This is a genomic window from Streptomyces flaveolus (assembly GCF_000716535.1).
In the GTDB taxonomy this organism is placed as follows: domain Bacteria; phylum Actinomycetota; class Actinomycetes; order Streptomycetales; family Streptomycetaceae; genus Streptomyces; species Streptomyces flaveolus_A.
The window spans coordinates 39,616-54,355 of sequence record NZ_JNWV01000047.1 but is presented as its reverse complement, the minus strand read 5'-3'; the positions used below and the strand labels follow the sequence as shown (position 1 = coordinate 54,355).

18 protein-coding genes are annotated in these 14,740 nt (G+C 72.2%); 13 read left to right on the top strand and 5 right to left on the bottom strand.

Annotated elements, in window-relative coordinates; genetic code table 11:
• From OO52_RS48545 to OO52_RS46285, 7 genes are all read left to right on the top strand, one after another.
• On the top strand, nt 1-172 hold a 172-nt coding region (locus OO52_RS48545), incomplete at its 5' end, for an acetyl-CoA carboxylase biotin carboxyl carrier protein subunit (protein WP_283936495.1).
• 4 nt (nt 173-176) lie between these two features.
• On the top strand, nt 177-1,130 hold the full coding sequence (locus OO52_RS39445; RefSeq protein WP_051818948.1) for a DMT family transporter: 954 nt from the start codon (nt 177-179) through the stop codon (nt 1,128-1,130).
• Nucleotides 1,100-1,684, top strand: coding sequence for an NADPH-dependent FMN reductase (locus OO52_RS39440; RefSeq protein ID WP_030655604.1), 585 nt, complete (start codon nt 1,100-1,102; stop codon nt 1,682-1,684). The genes OO52_RS39445 and OO52_RS39440 overlap by 31 nt, the downstream gene beginning before the upstream one ends.
• A 46-nt stretch (nt 1,685-1,730) precedes the next feature.
• A complete protein-coding gene (locus tag OO52_RS39435; protein ID WP_030655603.1) occupies nt 1,731-2,612 on the top strand; it encodes an alpha/beta hydrolase in 882 nt (293 codons plus the stop codon).
• The gene (locus tag OO52_RS39430) at nt 2,609-3,862 is read left to right on the top strand and encodes an MFS transporter (RefSeq protein WP_051818946.1); all 1,254 of its coding nucleotides are present in this window, start codon (nt 2,609-2,611) and stop codon (nt 3,860-3,862) included. Before OO52_RS39435 ends, OO52_RS39430 begins: the two co-directional genes overlap by 4 nt.
• Before the next feature lie 171 nt (nt 3,863-4,033).
• Entirely contained in the window at nt 4,034-4,420 is a 387-nt protein-coding gene (locus OO52_RS39425; protein WP_030655600.1) for a CPCC family cysteine-rich protein, read from the top strand.
• Entirely contained in the window at nt 4,417-4,656 is a 240-nt protein-coding gene (locus tag OO52_RS46285; RefSeq protein WP_030655598.1) for a hypothetical protein, read from the top strand. The genes OO52_RS39425 and OO52_RS46285 overlap by 4 nt, the downstream gene beginning before the upstream one ends.
• A gap of 224 nt (nt 4,657-4,880) precedes the next feature.
• Here OO52_RS46285 and ychF read toward each other — a convergent pair whose 3' ends face one another.
• A complete protein-coding gene (ychF, locus tag OO52_RS39420) occupies nt 4,881-5,969 on the bottom strand; it encodes a redox-regulated ATPase YchF (RefSeq protein WP_030655596.1) in 1,089 nt (362 codons plus the stop codon).
• 185 nt (nt 5,970-6,154) lie between these two features.
• Between ychF and OO52_RS39415 the strand changes: the two genes are divergently transcribed.
• On the top strand, nt 6,155-6,778 hold the full coding sequence (locus tag OO52_RS39415; RefSeq protein WP_234339910.1) for a DUF6542 domain-containing protein: 624 nt from the start codon (nt 6,155-6,157) through the stop codon (nt 6,776-6,778).
• A gap of 27 nt (nt 6,779-6,805) precedes the next feature.
• Here the strand turns inward: OO52_RS39415 and ppgK are convergent, their stop codons facing one another.
• Together ppgK and OO52_RS39405 are read right to left on the bottom strand one after the other, a co-directional pair.
• On the bottom strand, nt 6,806-7,552 hold the full coding sequence (ppgK, locus tag OO52_RS39410; protein WP_030655588.1) for a polyphosphate--glucose phosphotransferase: 747 nt from the start codon (nt 7,550-7,552) through the stop codon (nt 6,806-6,808).
• Nucleotides 7,553-7,581: 29 nt separating this feature from the next.
• The gene (locus tag OO52_RS39405) at nt 7,582-8,598 is read right to left on the bottom strand and encodes a 4-hydroxy-3-methylbut-2-enyl diphosphate reductase (RefSeq protein ID WP_106972145.1); all 1,017 of its coding nucleotides are present in this window, start codon (nt 8,596-8,598) and stop codon (nt 7,582-7,584) included.
• A 64-nt stretch (nt 8,599-8,662) separates the two neighbouring features.
• Here OO52_RS39405 and OO52_RS39400 point away from each other — a divergent pair, with 64 nt between their 5' ends.
• The 4 genes from OO52_RS39400 to OO52_RS39385 all read left to right on the top strand — a co-directional run bounded on the left by OO52_RS39400 (nt 8,663) and on the right by OO52_RS39385 (nt 12,346).
• Nucleotides 8,663-10,039 (top strand): APC family permease, encoded by a 1,377-nt coding sequence (locus tag OO52_RS39400; protein ID WP_030655584.1) that lies wholly within the window; start codon nt 8,663-8,665, stop codon nt 10,037-10,039.
• A gap of 137 nt (nt 10,040-10,176) precedes the next feature.
• On the top strand, nt 10,177-11,385 hold the full coding sequence (gene xseA / locus OO52_RS39395) for an exodeoxyribonuclease VII large subunit (RefSeq protein WP_030655583.1): 1,209 nt from the start codon (nt 10,177-10,179) through the stop codon (nt 11,383-11,385).
• Nucleotides 11,382-11,621 (top strand): exodeoxyribonuclease VII small subunit, encoded by a 240-nt coding sequence (locus OO52_RS39390; protein WP_030655580.1) that lies wholly within the window; start codon nt 11,382-11,384, stop codon nt 11,619-11,621. Before xseA ends, OO52_RS39390 begins: the two co-directional genes overlap by 4 nt.
• A gap of 134 nt (nt 11,622-11,755) precedes the next feature.
• A complete protein-coding gene (locus OO52_RS39385) occupies nt 11,756-12,346 on the top strand; it encodes a malonic semialdehyde reductase (RefSeq protein WP_030655578.1) in 591 nt (196 codons plus the stop codon).
• Between the two features lie 88 nt (nt 12,347-12,434).
• On the opposite strand, the gene OO52_RS39380 is transcribed toward OO52_RS39385, so the two are convergent.
• Nucleotides 12,435-12,962 carry a DUF4245 domain-containing protein gene (locus OO52_RS39380; protein ID WP_030655577.1) on the bottom strand — a complete coding sequence of 176 codons (528 nt, stop codon included), beginning with the start codon at nt 12,960-12,962 and terminating at the stop codon, nt 12,435-12,437.
• 127 nt (nt 12,963-13,089) lie between these two features.
• Between OO52_RS39380 and glpX the strand changes: the two genes are divergently transcribed.
• Nucleotides 13,090-14,124 carry a class II fructose-bisphosphatase gene (gene glpX, locus OO52_RS39375; RefSeq protein ID WP_030655575.1) on the top strand — a complete coding sequence of 345 codons (1,035 nt, stop codon included), beginning with the start codon at nt 13,090-13,092 and terminating at the stop codon, nt 14,122-14,124.
• A 139-nt stretch (nt 14,125-14,263) separates the two neighbouring features.
• Here the strand turns inward: glpX and OO52_RS39370 are convergent, their stop codons facing one another.
• Nucleotides 14,264-14,638, bottom strand: coding sequence for a WhiB family transcriptional regulator (locus OO52_RS39370; RefSeq protein ID WP_030989593.1), 375 nt, complete (start codon nt 14,636-14,638; stop codon nt 14,264-14,266).
• Nucleotides 14,639-14,740 lie beyond the last annotated feature (102 nt).

Sequence of the window (14,740 nt, the reverse complement as noted above, 5' to 3'; positions counted from 1 at the left end):
CGCCGTCGAGGAGGGCCAGGAGGTCAAGGAAGGCGACCTGGTCGTCGTCCTGGAAGCCATGAAGATGGAACAGCCCCTCAACGCCCACAAAGCCGGCACCGTCAAGGATCTCGGCGCCACGGTCGGTGCCTCCGTCTCCTCGGGCGCCGCCATCTGCGAGATCAGGGACTGAACCGATGGCGCTGTCCGTGTTGCTGTGCCTGGTCTCGGCGCTGTCCTATGCGTTGGCGGCCCGCCTCCAGGAGCGCGCCGCCGCCACCGCACGGCGGACGGCCGGGGCCCTGCGCTCCGGTCCGTGGTGGGCGTCGCTGACGCTGAACGGCGGTGGCGCGCTGCTGCACGTGCTCGCCCTGCGCTGGGGCCCGTTGACTCTGGTGCAGCCACTGGGCGTGCTGACCATCGTCTTCGCCCTGGCCGTCGCCGCGTTCGGCCGTGAACGCCGGGCGGCGGGGCGGACCGTGTGGGCCGGTGCGGGGCTGGTCTCCGCCGGACTGGCCGGGCTCGGCTCGCTGGTCGAGGCCGGACCGGGCGTCGTACCGTCCGGCCGGGACCAGGTCCTGATCGCCGCGCTGGGCTGCGCGGGGCTCACGGCGCTGGCCGGTCTCGCCGCCCGGGTGCGCCGGGCGGCCGGGCGCAGCGCGGTGCTCGCCACGGCGGCCGGTGTCGCCTTCGGCATCGCCTCGGTGCACACCAAGGCGGTCGTCGACGGCTGGGGCGTGCTGGCCCCGCGAGCCGAGGCGGCCGGCGTGGCGCTGACGGCCCTCATGGCGGTGGCGGGCCTGGCCGCCTCGCAGGCCTCTTACCGCGGCGGCGGACTCGTCGTCCCGCTGGTCACGGCGACCCTGGTCAACCCGGCCGTCGCCGCCCTGATCGGTGTCACCGCGCTGGACGACGGCTTCCGCTACGGCACGGCCGGCCTGTTCTGCGTGGCCTCGGCGGCCGGCATGGCGACCGTGGGCCTGCTGATGCTGGCCGGCGAGCGTGCCGCGCCCGGCACCGCCGGCCGCCGTACGGCCGCCCCCGTCGCGGTCTCCGCCGTGTCCCACCCACCCGTCCGAGCAGGCGAGTCCCCCGTATTCGAGTTCGAAAGAGGCCGGCCGTGTCCGAAGACCCCCTGCGTCTCGCAGTGATCACCAGCAGTCCGCCGGAGAGCGCGTCCGGCCCGCTCGTCACCCACTGGCTGGCCCGGCAGGCCCGGCAGTACGGCGCGTTCCGGGTGGACGTCATCGACGCGGTGGAGGCGGACCTGCCGGCCGTCGTCTCCCCGGCGCGGGCGGCCGCGGCGCGGCAGCGGCTCGACGAGGTCGCGGCACGGATCGAGGCGGCGGACGCGTACGTCGTCGTCACCGCCGAGTACAACCACGGCTGCCCCGCCAGCCTGAAGAGCGTCATCGACTGGCATCCGACGCAATGGCGCGGCAAACCGGTCTCGTTCGTCTCCTACGGCGGCCGGTCCCGGGGCCTGCGCGCCGTGGAGCAGCTGCGCCAGACCTTCGCCGAGCTGCATGTGGCCACCCTGCGGGACGGCGTCAGCTTCGCGGACGTCCGCACCCACTTCGACGCGGACGGCAGCCCGCGGGACGTACCTGGTGCCGAGGCGGCGGCGAAGACCATGTTCGGCCGGCTGGTGTGGTGGGCGGTCGCGCTCCGCCAGGCCCGACACCGCCGCCCGTACACGGTCTGAGCAACGAAAGGCAGGAAAGGCCGAAGGCAAAGGTAAAGGTAACGGCATGGAACGTATCCCCAGACCCAGGACGTCGGGCGTCGCGGAGATCCTCCTCGACGGGGACGGCATCCCCCTGTCCGGGCTGCACATCGAGCCGGCCGAGCGGCCGCCCCGGGCGGTGGTGGTCGCCGTGCACGGCGGAGGCATGACCGCCGGGTACTTCGACGGGCAGGCCCATCCGAGCCTGTCCCTGCTGCGGCTGGGCGCGAGCCTCGGCTTCTCGGTGCTCAGCCTGGACCGCCCGGGGTACGGCAGCTCCGTCCTCGAAGTGCCGCACGGCCAGTGCCTCACCGAGCAGTCGGCCACGCTGCACGCGGCCCTGGACGACTACTCCCGGCGCTTCCCGACCGGCGCGGGCTTCCTGCTGGTGGCGCACTCCTTCGGCGGCAAGGTGGCGCTCACCGCGGCGGCCGACGACGTGCGCGGACGGCTCATCGGGCTGGACGTCTCGGGCTGCGGCCACCGTTACGCCGCCGACCTGCCGGACGACCCCGCCCCGCACGGCCGCAACGCGTGGAAACGGCACTGGGGTCCGCTGCGGCTCTACCCCCCGAACAGCTTCCGCTTCAGCCGGCCCCTGGTGGCGCCCATGCCCGCGGCGGAGGAGCGCGAGCTGCGGCAGTGGGCGGAGCTCTTCCCCGGCATCGCCGCCCGGGTGCGGGTGCCCGTACGGCTGACCTTCGCCGAGTACGAGGGCTGGTGGCGCTGCGATCCCGACACGCTGGCGGAGATGGCCGCGCATCTGCGGTCGACCACGGTGAGCGTGCACCACCACCCGGACGCCGGGCACAACATCAGCCTCGGCTGGGGCGCCCGCTCCTATCATCTGCGCGCCCTTGCCTTCGCGGAGGAACTGCTCGCCCGGCGTGAACTGGCCACGGCGTGACACGGCAGGCCACGGCGACCCGGCCGGCGTCCCGCGGCGGCGCGGTCGCCCGGTCCCTGCGGGTCCGCAACTTCCGGCTGTTCTTCACCGGCCAGCTCGTCTCCGTCATGGGCACCTGGATGATGGTCGTCACCCAGGACTGGCTGGTGCTCTCCCTCAGCGACGACTCACCCACCGTGCTGGGGCTGGTCACCGCTCTGCAGTTCCTGCCCATGCTGCTGCTCACCCTGTACGGCGGCCGTCTCGCCGACCGCCACGACAAGCGCAGGATCCTCCTCACGGCGAACCTCACCGCGGGCGCGCTGTCCCTGGCCCTGGCCCCGCTGGTGCTGGCGGGCGCCGTGCGGGTGTGGCACGTGTGCGCCGCCGCCTGCTGCCTCGGCGTCGTCAACGCGATCGAGACGCCGGCCCGGATGTCGTTCGTACAGGAGATGGTGGGCCCGGAGCTGCTGCCGAACGCCTCGGCGCTGAGCGCCGCCTACTTCAACATCGCCCGGATCTGCGGTCCCGCCCTGGGCGGTCTGGCGCTCACCTGGCTCGGGGCCGGTCCGGTGCTGCTGGTCAACGCGGTCAGCTACCTGGCCACCGTGGCCGCGCTCGCCCTGATGCGCCCGGCGGACCTGCGCCGGACCGGCAGCGGCCCGCAGCAGGACCGGACCGTCGGCGCCCTGCGTTATGCCGCCGCCCGTCCCGACCTGATGCTCACCCTCGGGCTGCTGGCCCTCGTCGCCGTGGCCGGCATGAACTTCCAGCTGACCCTGCCGCTGCTCGCCAAGACCGTCTTCCACGCGGGCGCCGGCTCCTTCGGCCTGTTCACCTCGGCCGTCGCCGTCGGGTCGCTGCTGTGCGCGCTGGCCGGCACGGGTCGCCGTACCCGACCCTCGGCCCGGCTGGTGGCCGGCGCGGCCGTCGCCTTCGGCACCGCGGAGTCCCTGACGGCGCTCGCCCCCGGCCGGACCGTCGCCCTGGCCCTGCTGGTCGTCACGGGGTACACCACGCTGTACTTCACCCAGGCCGTCAACCACCGTCTCCAGCTGGGCTCGGCACCGAGCCACCGGGGCCGCGTCCTGGCCCTGTACACCCTGCTCCTCCAGGGCTCCACCCCGCTGGGCGCCACACTGACCGGCTGGATCGCGGCCCGCCACGGCGCCCGCACGGCCCTCCTGCTCGGCGCGCTGGTCTCGCTCACGGCCGGGCTCACCGCGCTGGCCCTGGACACGGCGAACCGCACCTCTCGCCCGTCTCCCTGAGCCGCCGACGGAGACAGGAAGGGGCCGGAGTGGAAGATCCGGCCCCGGAGTCACGTGTTTGGCATCCGTTGACTCCCGACGGTCGTTCACGGCTGTCCTGCGAACTGGCCGGGGACGCCGAGGCGGAGAAATCCATGGCACACCGGCGGGACCTGCAACGAGACTACGCGGGTGAGCGACTCCTACCCCTGTCCCTGCTGCGGGCACCGCGTGCTGGACGCGATGCCCGGCTCGTACGAGATCTGCCCCGTCTGCTTCTGGGAGGACGACGGGGTCCAGTTCCGCTGGCCGACCATGGCAGGCGGCGCGAACAAGGTCTCCCTGATCGAGGCCCAACGCAACTACCAGGACTTCGGCGCCTGCGACGAGCACGGCCGCCGGTACGTCCGCCCGCCGACCGAGGACGAGCCACTCGACCCCGCCTGGCGCCCCATCGACCTGACACGCGACTCCTTCGAGGACTGGCCGGCCGAGAACCGCGCCCCGTGGCCCGACGACCACTCGGTGCTCTGCTGGTGGCTGCCCACCTTCTGGCGCCGGGACCACTCCGCGTCGTGACCTCCCACATCGAGACACTCGTCCGGCAGCTCGACGGCAAGGCCGACGAGTCCTACGAGGCCCGCGCGGAGCTGATCCGGACCGGCGCCGACGCCATACCCGCCGAATGGGCGGCCATGGCCCTGGCAACCCTGGAGATCGACGGCGCCATCGAGCCCCTGCGCCGCGCCTACTGCGCCTGCCTGGAACGTCGGGCGTCGCTCCACCGTTTACGACACCTGATCCAGCGCGCCTGAACATCCAGCAGAGATCCGGCACGGACAGACCTCGGGCCTGCTCACTCAGCTACCTGCAACCAGGTCACACTGATCCCACCGGTAGGGTCGAGCGAGGGTGACTGAGCGTCAGGTAATCCAGCACCGATCCAGCACGGCATGGACGAAGGGGCCGCCCCCCGGAGGAGTCGACCCCTTCTGACCTGCATGTTTGCCATGTCACCGACGTGGGTTATTTCATCCGCTCAGACGTTGAAGCGGAACTCCACCACGTCCCCGTCCTGCATCACGTAGTCCTTGCCCTCCATGCGGGCCTTGCCCTTGGCGCGGGCCTCGGCGACCGAGCCGGCCTCGACCAGGTCGTGGAAGGAGATGACCTCGGCCTTGATGAAGCCCTTCTGGAAGTCGGTGTGGATGACACCGGCCGCCTCGGGGGCCGTCGCGCCCTTCTTGATGGTCCAGGCGCGGGACTCCTTGGGGCCGGCCGTCAGGTAGGTCTGCAGGCCGAGGGTGTCGAAGCCGACGCGGGCGAGGGTGGCGAGGCCGGGCTCGTCCTGGCCGACGGACTGCAGGAGCTCCAGGGCCTCCTCCTCGTCCAGCTCGGCGAGGTCGGCCTCCAGCTTGGCGTTGAGGAAGATCGCCTCGGCGGGGGCGACCAGGGCGCGCTGCTCGTTCTTGAACTCCTCGTCCACCAGCTCGTCCTCGTCGACGTTGAAGACGTAGAGGAAGGGCTTGGTGGTGAGCAGGTGCAGGTCGTGCAGGAGCTCGGCGCGCTCGCTGCCCTGGACGATGCCGTGCGCGAAGAGCGTGTCACCCTTCTCCAGGATCTCCTTGGCCTCCTCGACGGCCTTGACCTTGGGCGCGATGTCCTTCTTGATCCGCGACTCCTTCTGGAGGCGGGGCAGCACCTTCTCGATGGTCTGGAGGTCGGCGAGGATCAGCTCGGTGTTGATCGTCTCGATGTCGTCCTTCGGCGAGACCTTGCCGTCGACGTGGACGACGTTCTCGTCCTTGAAGGCGCGGATGACCTGGCAGATCGCGTCGGACTCGCGGATGTTCGCCAGGAACTTGTTGCCCAGGCCCTCGCCCTCCGAGGCGCCGCGCACGATGCCGGCGATGTCGACGAAGTCGACCGTGGCCGGAAGGATGCGCTCCGACTTGAAGATCGAGGCGAGCCGGGCGAGGCGGGCGTCGGGCACGCCGACGACGCCGACGTTCGGCTCGATCGTGGCGAACGGGTAGTTGGCCGCCAGCACGTCGTTCTTGGTCAGGGCGTTGAACAGGGTCGACTTGCCGACATTGGGCAGGCCGACGATTCCGATCGTGAGCGACACGTTGCGACTTCCCGTAGTTGAGTGGGCCAGGGGCTGCCAGGGGCCAGAGACCGACACTGGCCGATCCACCAGTTTACGGCGTCCCGCGCGGCCGCCTCACGGGAGCGGTGATCGCCCGGCCAAGCTCTGGCCGTCGGCGTGTCTCGCGGCCGATTCGGCACATAAACAGACCTAGGTTGGTCCCTGTGGAGCAACACGGATCGCGACCCTCGAACGACGGACCGCGACGCGGCACGCCCTCGTCGGCCCCGCTGCCGGCGCAGGGACGCCGCGGGACGGACGGTGAGCGCGAGCCCGGCGGCGGACGCGGGCTCGGCGGCGGACGGCGGCCGGCGCCGGGTGACGGACGGGCCGTGCGGCCGGTGCGGGGAGCGCGGCCCGGTGCGGCGGGCGGGCGTCTGAACAACCCTCGGCTGGCCGACCCACGGCTGCCCAACCCGCGGCTGACCGGGCTCGGCGGCGGCCTGTTCTGCCTGGCGGCCATGTTCCTGCTCGGCTGGCTGGACGAGCTGCTGTTCGGCGCGTCCCCGACGGTCTACGGCGTGCTGTTCCTGCCGGTGTGCGTGCTGACCGCACTGTGGGTGCGCGGCGGGGACGTGCTGACCGCGCCCGTCGTCGTACCGATCGCGTTCGCCGTCGGGCTGCTGCCCGTCGCCGAGGGCGGCGGGGGGCTGCTCGGCCGCCTGATGGGGCTGGTCACCGGGCTCGCCACCCAGGCGGGCTGGCTGTACGCCGGAACCCTCGCCGCCGGGCTGATCACGCTCGTCCGCCGGGTGCGGTGGGTACGGCGGCGCCGGCGCCGCGGCTGACGCCGGTGCCGGCCCCGCCCCCGGCGACTAGGCGCGCTGGGCCGCTCTCATCGCCGCGCCCACGATCCCCGCGTTGTTCTGCAGCTGGGCGGGGACGATCTCGGCCTTGACGCCCTCGATGAGGTGCAGGAACTTGTTCGCCTTGCGGCTGACCCCGCCGCCGATGATGAACAGCTCCGGCGAGAACAGCATCTCCACGTGGGCCAGGTACTTCTGCACGCGGTGCGCCCACTGCTCCCAGCTCAGGTCGTGGTCCTCCTTGACCTTGCTGGAGGCGCGCTTCTCGGCGTCGTGGCCGTCCAGCTCCAGGTGGCCCAGCTCGGTGTTGGTGAGCAGGACGCCGTCCACGAAGACGGCGCTGCCGATGCCCGTGCCGAAGGTGAGCAGGATGACCGTGCCCTTGCGGCCCCGGCCGGCGCCGAACTCCATCTCGGCGACGCCCGCCGCGTCCGCGTCGTTGACCACGGTCACCGGCAGACCGCCGAGCCGGCCGCTGAACAACGCGCGCGCGTCCGTGTCGATCCAGCTCTTGTCGACGTTCGCCGCCGTACGGACCGTGGCGCCGCCGGTGACCACCCCGGGGAAGGTCAGGCCGACCGGACCCGTCCACCCGAAGTGGTCCACCACCTGTTTGACCCCGTCCGCCACGCCGTCGGGCGTCGCCGGGTGCGGGGTGAGCACCTTGCAGCGCTCCTGGGCCAGGTCGCCCCGGTCCAGATCCACAGGGGCGCCCTTGATGCCGGATCCGCCGATGTCCACGCCGAAGATCTGCATGGCTCCACGTTACGACGCCCCACTGACGGTCACGCCTCGGAGGTGCCGCTTCCGCCACGCTCGGCGACCAGGGCCGCCGCCTCCTCGCGCAGGTCGCGGCGGAGTTCCTTGGGCAGCGAGAAGGTGATCGACTCCTCGGCCGCCTTGACGATCTCCACGTCGCCGTAACCGCGCTCGGCGAGCCACTGGAGGACCTGCTCGACCAGCACGTCGGGCACGGAGGCGCCGGAGGTGACCCCGACGGTCGTCACGCCCTCCAGCCAGGCCTCGTCGATCTCGTCGGCGAAGTCCACCAGATAGGCCTCGCGGGCGCCGGCGAGCTTGGCGACCTCGACCAGCCGCTTGGAGTTGGAGGAGTTGCGGGAGCCGACGACGATGACCAGCTCGGCCTCGGCGCCCATCTGCTTCACGGCGAGCTGCCGGTTCTGCGTGGCATAGCAGATGTCGTCGCTGGGCGGGGAGACGAGCCCGGGGAACTTGGTCTTCAGGGCGTCGACGGTCTCCATGGTCTCGTCCACGGAGAGGGTGGTCTGGGAGAGCCAGACGACCTTGGACGGGTCGCGGACCTCGATTTGGTCGACGTCCGCGGGGCCGTCGACGAGCTGGATGTGGTCGGGGGCCTCGCCGGAGGTGCCGATGACCTCCTCGTGGCCCTCGTGGCCGATCAGGAGGATGTCGTAGTCCTCGCCCGCGTACCGGACGGCTTCCTTGTGGACCTTCGTGACCAGGGGGCAGGTGGCGTCGATGGTGGCGAGCCTGCCCTGGCGGGCCTCCTCGTGCACGACGGGGGCGACGCCGTGCGCCGAGAACATCACGATGTTGCCGGGCGGCACCTCCTCCGTGCGCTCGACGAAGATCGCGCCCTTCTTCTCCAGGGTCTGCACGACGTACTTGTTGTGGACGATCTCGTGCCGGACGTAGATCGGGGCCCCGTACTGTTCCAGGGCCTTCTCGACGGCGATCACGGCGCGGTCCACGCCGGCGCAGTAGCCCCGGGGGGCGGCGAGCAGGACACGGCGGCCAGAGGAAGCGGTCATGCGTCCCATCGTAAGGCCGCGTCCGGGGCGCCGAGATCGCGTGCCCACGGCCGCTCGGGGAAGACTTGTGCGTATGTCCGACACCGGAACGACAGCCTCCGCGACCGGCGCGCACCCGCGGTTGCGGCGCAGCCTCGGCTTCCGGGACCTCGTGGTCTACGGGCTGCTGTTCATCGCGCCGATGGCCCCGGTCGGGGTGTTCGGCACGCTCGACGCGAAGTCGCACGGCGCGGTGGCGCTGGTGTACGTGGTGGCCACGGTCGCCATGGCGTTCACCGCGTTCAGCTACGCGCAGATGGTGCGGGTCGTGCCGCAGGCCGGGTCGGTGTTCGCCTACGCGCGCGCGGGGCTCGGGGAAGGGGCCGGGTTCGTCGCGGGCTGGATGGCGATGCTCGACTACGTGCTCATCCCGGCGGTGGCCTACCTCTTCTCCGGCATCGCGATGAACGCGCTGGTCCCCGAGGTGTCCCGGTGGGTGTGGACGGCGCTCGCCGTGGTCGTCACCACGCTCCTGAACCTGTGGGGCGTACGGGCCGCCGCGCGCGTGGGCTTCCTCGTGCTGGCCCTGGAGATCGCGGTCCTGCTGGTGTTCGTGGTGTCGGCGGTCGTGGTGCTGGCGCGGGACGGGGCGCAGCGGGGGCTGCTGTCGCCGCTGTCCGGGGACGGCACGCAGGGCGCGTTCGCGCTGTCGGCGGTGATCGGCGCGGTGTCCGTGGCGGTCCTGTCCTACCTGGGCTTCGACGCCATCGCCGCGTTCGCCGAGGAGGTCACCGGGGGCTCGGCGAAGGTGGCGCGGGCGCTGCTGTTCTGCCTGGCGCTGGCCGGGGTGCTGTTCGTGGCGCAGACGTATCTGGTCGCGCTGCTGGAGCCGGCGACGTCCGCGCGGCTCGCAGGCGATCCCGGGGCACAGGGTTCGGCGTTCTACGACGCGGTGGACTCCGCCGTCGGGGCGTGGCTGCACGATCTGGTGGCCGCGAGCAAGGCGGTCGGGGCGGCGTTCGCGGCGCTGGCCGGGCAGGCGGCGGCCGGGCGGCTGCTGTTCGCGATGGGCCGCGACCGGAGGCTGCCGCGGGCCCTGTCCCGGACGGACGCCGGTGTGCCGAGGGTGGCCCTGCTGTGCGCGGCGGTGATCACGCTGGTCGCGGCCGGGTGGGCGGCGCGGCGGGACGACGGCCTGGACAAGCTGGTGTCGGTGGTCGACATCGGGGCCCTGTCCGCGTTCACGCTGCTGCACGCGAGCGTGGTGGGGTACTTCGTGGTGCGGCACGGACGGTGGAGCTGGCGGCGGCATGTGCTGGTCCCGGTGGCCGGCGCGGCGATCACGGTGGCGGTCGTCGCGGAGGCGGCGGGCTTGGCCCAGATCGTCGGCGCCGCCTGGCTGGTGATCGGCTTGCTGGTGCTGGCGGCCCAGCGGGGCCGGCGGGGCCGGGCGGAGCTTGTGGACGGCTGAGCCGGCACGGGGCGGCAGCGCACCCGGAGGGGCCCGGGGAACCGCGCGAGCGGCCACGGCGGAATCGCGGTCGGAAACGGTCCGCGGCTCTACGGCGCGCGGCCGGACTGTCGGTGGCGGCCACTACGCTCAACGCCATGGCTGTGAACACCTCCCCCCAGACCCCGCTCCCCGTGGGCGAGGTCTCCCGGCTGATCGGCGGCTGGATCGACCGGCTCGGCGCGGTGTGGGTCGAGGGGCAGATCACGCAGCTGTCCCGCCGTCCCGGCGCCGGCGTCGTGTTCCTCACGCTGCGCGACCCGTCGTACGACATCTCCGTGAGCGTTACCTGCTACCGCCAGGTCTTCGACACGGTCGCGGACGTCGTCGGCGAGGGCGCCCGTGTCGTCGTCCTGGCGAAGCCCGAGTGGTACGCCCCGCGCGGCCAGCTGTCCCTGCGCGCCGCCGAGATAAGGCCCGTCGGCGTCGGCGAGCTGCTGGCCCGGCTGGAGCAGCTGAAGAAGGCCCTGGCGGCGGAGGGCCTGTTCGCGCCGGAGCGGAAGAAGCCGCTGCCGTTCCTGCCGCAGCTCATCGGGCTGGTGTGCGGCCGGGCCTCCGCCGCGGAGCGGGACGTGCTGGAGAACGCCCGGCACCGCTGGCCCGCCGTCCGCTTCGAGGTGCGCAACGTCCCGGTGCAGGGCGTGCACGCGGTCCCGCAGGTCGTGCAGGCGGTGAAGGAGCTCGACGCGATCGACGAGGTGGACGTGATCATCGTCGCGCGCGGTGGCGGCAGCGTGGAGGACCTGCTGCCCTTCTCCGACGAGCAGCTCGTGCGGGCCGTGGCCGAGTGCCGTACGCCCGTGGTGTCCGCGATCGGGCACGAGCCGGACAATCCGCTGCTGGACCACGTCGCCGACCTGCGGGCCTCCACGCCGACCGACGCGGCGAAGAAGGTGGTGCCGGACGTCGGCGAGGAGCTGGAGCGGGTGCGGATGCTGCGGGACCGGGCGCGGCGCTGCGTGAACGCGTTCGTGGAGCGCGAGGAGCGGGGCCTCGCGCACGCGCTGGCGCGGCCCTCGATAGAGGATCCGCACCGGATGATCGACGAGCGGGCCGACCACGTGGCCGCGCTCCTGGACCGGGGCCGGCGGACCCTGGGGCACCTGCTGGACCGCGCGGAATCGGAGCTGACGCACACGCACGCGCGCGTGGTGGCCCTCTCCCCCGCGGCGACGCTCCAGCGCGGTTACGCGGTGCTGCAACGGACGGACGGGCACGTGGTGCGCGATCCGGCCGAGGTGACGGCGGGCGAGGCGCTGCGCGCCCGCGTCGCCGACGGTGAATTCACAGTGAAGGTGAGCGAATGACGAGCAGGGTGGACGAGGCGCTGTCGTACGAGCAGGCGCGCGACGAGCTGATCGAGGTCGTACGGCGGCTGGAGGCGGGCGGTACGTCGCTGGAGGAGTCCCTGGCGCTGTGGGAGCGCGGCGAGGAGCTGGCCAAGGTGTGCCGGCGCTGGCTGGAGGGGGCCCGGGCTCGGCTGGACGCGGCGCTGGCCGAGGAGGAGGAAGGGGAAGCGGAGGCGGAGAAGGGCGGCGAGTAGGGGGGCGGCGCCGGCTTGTGAAGCGAGTCACCAGACCCCCGATTTAGTTGAAGGTTAAACCTCATCTGTCGTAGGGTCGGTGACGTCAGCCGGTCCGGTACTCCGGGCCGGACGCGCCCCCGAGGAAAGTCACCATGTCTCTCGTTCTTGACCCCGCCGCCCAGGACCTGCTGTTCCGCGAGGCCCGTACCGCGAACACCTTCACCGACGAGCCGGTGACCGAGGAGCAGGTGCAGGCGATCTACGACCTGGTCAAGTACGGCCCCACCGCCTTCAACCAGACCCCGCTGCGCATCACCCTGGTCCGCTCGGCCGAGGCCCGCGAGCGCCTGGTGAAGCACATGGCCGAGGGCAACCGGGCCAAGACCGCCACCGCCCCGCTGGTCGCGATCCTCTCCGCGGACAACGAGTTCCACGAGGAGCTGCCGGTCCTGTTCCCGGCCTTCCCGCAGGCCAAGGACCTCCTGTTCGCCGAGCGCGCGTCCCGCGAGGGCTCCGCCACGCTGAACGCCGCGCTCCAGGCCGCCTACTTCATCGTCGGCGTCCGCGCCGCCGGCCTCGCCGCCGGCCCGATGACCGGCTTCGACCACGAGGGCGTCCGCAAGGAGTTCCTGGACGACGACCACACCCCGCTGATGGTCGTCAACATCGGCAAGCCGGGCCCGGACGCCTGGTACCCGCGCTCCCCGCGCCTGGCCTACGAGGACGTCGTCACGACCGTCTGAGCCACGTGAGCACGAGAGAGGCCCCCAGCACCGCCGGGGGCCTCTTCGCATGTCCTCGCGCGTCTTCACACGTGCGGGTCCGGACGGATCACTCCATCGTCAGCGCCGCCGCCATCGTCCGCAGCTCCTCGAAGGAGCCGGTGCCGGCCACCACCGTCGTGGAGCCGGGCGGGTCCTTGAGCACCAGGGCGTCGTACCGGCCGCCGCTGTAGCGGGTCCAGGTACGGCCGTCGATCTCCTCGGTCCGCTTGGTCGCCGACGCGCCCTGGCTGGCCTCGTCGATGAAGTCGGCGGGCTTCTGCGTGGACTGCTCGACCTGGACGTACTGGCCGTCCGGGGTCTGGAAGCCGAGGTGCCAGCGGTCGGACTTCTCGCCCTGGAAGCGCACGGAGGTCGCCTTCCAGGTGCTCGGCAGGCCCTCGGGCGCGGCCACCGGGTAGCTCGCCGCCCGGCGGGCCGTGACCAGTTCGACCCGGTAGTCGACCCGCTTGAGGTCGGGAGCGTGATCGTCGTGCGGGATGGCGATGAAGTAGACGACCAACCCCGCGATGCTGATCAGGGCCAGGGAGAGAATCATGTCCCGGGCCGTCTTCTGCCTGCCGTTCGAACCTGCCACGCCCCCTATCGTCGCAGGTGCCCCAAGCGCTCATCCGTGGGGTCCCCTGCTCATTTTGTCTGCCTAACGATAGAGTCGGGTCCAAGACCCTCATCCGGCCGTCGTCGTATCAGAAAGGTGCGCTCCGATGACCGAAAACCACCACCTGCCGTCCGAGCTGGACGTTCCCTCCGAGGCTCCGGACCGGAACCTCGCCCTGGAACTCGTCCGGGTGACCGAAGCCGCCGCGATGGCCGCGGGCCGCTGGGTCGGGCGCGGCGACAAGAACGGCGCCGACGGTGCCGCGGTGCGCGCCATGCGGACCCTCGTCTCCACCGTGTCGATGAACGGCGTGGTCGTCATCGGCGAGGGCGAGAAGGACGAGGCCCCGATGCTCTTCAACGGGGAGCACGTGGGCGACGGCACCGGTCCCGAGGTCGACATCGCCGTCGACCCGATCGACGGCACCACGCTGACGGCCAAGGGCATGCCGAACGCGATCGCCGTCCTCGCCGCCGCCGAGCGCGGCGCGATGTTCGACCCGTCCGCCGTGTTCTACATGGACAAGCTGGTCACCGGCCCCGACGCGGCGGACTTCGTCGACATCAACGCGCCCGTCGAGGTGAACATCCGGCGGATCGCCAAGGCCAAGCGGTCCTCGCCGGAGGACGTGACCGTCGTCATCCTGGACCGGCCGCGGCACGAGGGTCTGATCCGCGAGGTCCGGGACGCCGGCGCGCGCATCAAGCTGATCTCCGACGGCGACGTGGCCGGCTCGGTGTACGCGCTGCGCGAGGGCACCGGCGTCGACCTGCTGCTCGGCATCGGCGGCACCCCGGAGGGCATCATCTCGGCCTGTGCCGTGAAGTGCCTGGGCGGGACCATCCAGGGCAAGCTGTGGCCGAAGGACGACGAGGAGCGGCAGCGGGCCATCGACGCGGGGCACGATCTGGACCGGGTGCTCACGACGGACGACCTGGTGTCCGGGGAGAACGTGTTCTTCGTCGCCACCGGGATCACCGACGGCGAGCTGCTGCGCGGGGTCCGGTACCGGTCGGAGACCGCGCTGACCGAGTCGATCGTGATGCGGTCCAAGTCGGGGACGGTGCGGAGGATCTTCTCCGAGCACCGGCTGAGCAAGCTGCGCGCCTACAGCGCGATCGACTTCGACCGGGCCAAGTAGGGGCGCCTGCTCGGAGGGGGCGCACGGACCGTCGGCGGCTGCGGGTCGTCCGTGGTCGCTCGCGCGGGTCCCCGCGCCCCCGGCGGGGAAGCGCCCTCGGTGCGGAGAGGGCGCTCCTTGTCCCCGGGGTCCCCGTGTTTCAGCCCGCCATGCGGTCGGCCGATGCCCGCGCCGCCTTCTTCAGCTCCAGGTCCCTGCGGCGGCGCCTCGCCAGGACCACCCGGCGTTCGGCCGCCGTGAGGCCGCCCCAGACGCCGTAGGGCTCGGGCTGGAGGAGGGCGTGTTCGCGGCACTCGACCATGACCGGACAGCGGGAGCAGACCCGCTTGGCCGCCTCTTCCCGGGACAGCCGGGCGGCGGTCGGTTCCTTCGACGGGGCGAAGAACAGGCCGGCCTCGTCGCGCCGGCACACCGCCTCGGTGTGCCAGGGGGCGTCTTGGTCCCTGTCTCGCGCTGGCACCCGCTGGGCCGGAACGGCAGCGACCTGCAGGGACGAATGCGGCGGTTGCAGCACGGTCTACTCCTGACGACGGCTTCGCGAGCGAGAGACGATGCAGCAAGGCCTACCCGCTGTGCGCGCGCCTATGCACAGCGTTCCCCTCCGCGGGCGCGCGGC

What these genes read in the sequence shown, in the direction of transcription:
- OO52_RS39445 (WP_051818948.1), top strand. Translation starts at nt 177, where the DNA reads ATGGCGCTGTCCGTGTTGCTGTGCCTGGTCTCGGCGCTGTCCTATGCG.
- OO52_RS39435 (WP_030655603.1), top strand. Translation starts at nt 1,731, where the DNA reads ATGGAACGTATCCCCAGACCCAGGACGTCGGGCGTCGCGGAGATCCTC.
- ppgK (WP_030655588.1), bottom strand. Translation starts at nt 7,552, where the DNA reads ATGCAGATCTTCGGCGTGGACATCGGCGGATCCGGCATCAAGGGCGCC.
- OO52_RS39405 (WP_106972145.1), bottom strand. Translation starts at nt 8,598, where the DNA reads ATGGGACGCATGACCGCTTCCTCTGGCCGCCGTGTCCTGCTCGCCGCC.
- OO52_RS39400 (WP_030655584.1), top strand. Translation starts at nt 8,663, where the DNA reads ATGTCCGACACCGGAACGACAGCCTCCGCGACCGGCGCGCACCCGCGG.
- xseA (WP_030655583.1), top strand. Translation starts at nt 10,177, where the DNA reads ATGGCTGTGAACACCTCCCCCCAGACCCCGCTCCCCGTGGGCGAGGTC.
- OO52_RS39390 (WP_030655580.1), top strand. Translation starts at nt 11,382, where the DNA reads ATGACGAGCAGGGTGGACGAGGCGCTGTCGTACGAGCAGGCGCGCGAC.
- OO52_RS39385 (WP_030655578.1), top strand. Translation starts at nt 11,756, where the DNA reads ATGTCTCTCGTTCTTGACCCCGCCGCCCAGGACCTGCTGTTCCGCGAG.
- glpX (WP_030655575.1), top strand. Translation starts at nt 13,090, where the DNA reads ATGACCGAAAACCACCACCTGCCGTCCGAGCTGGACGTTCCCTCCGAG.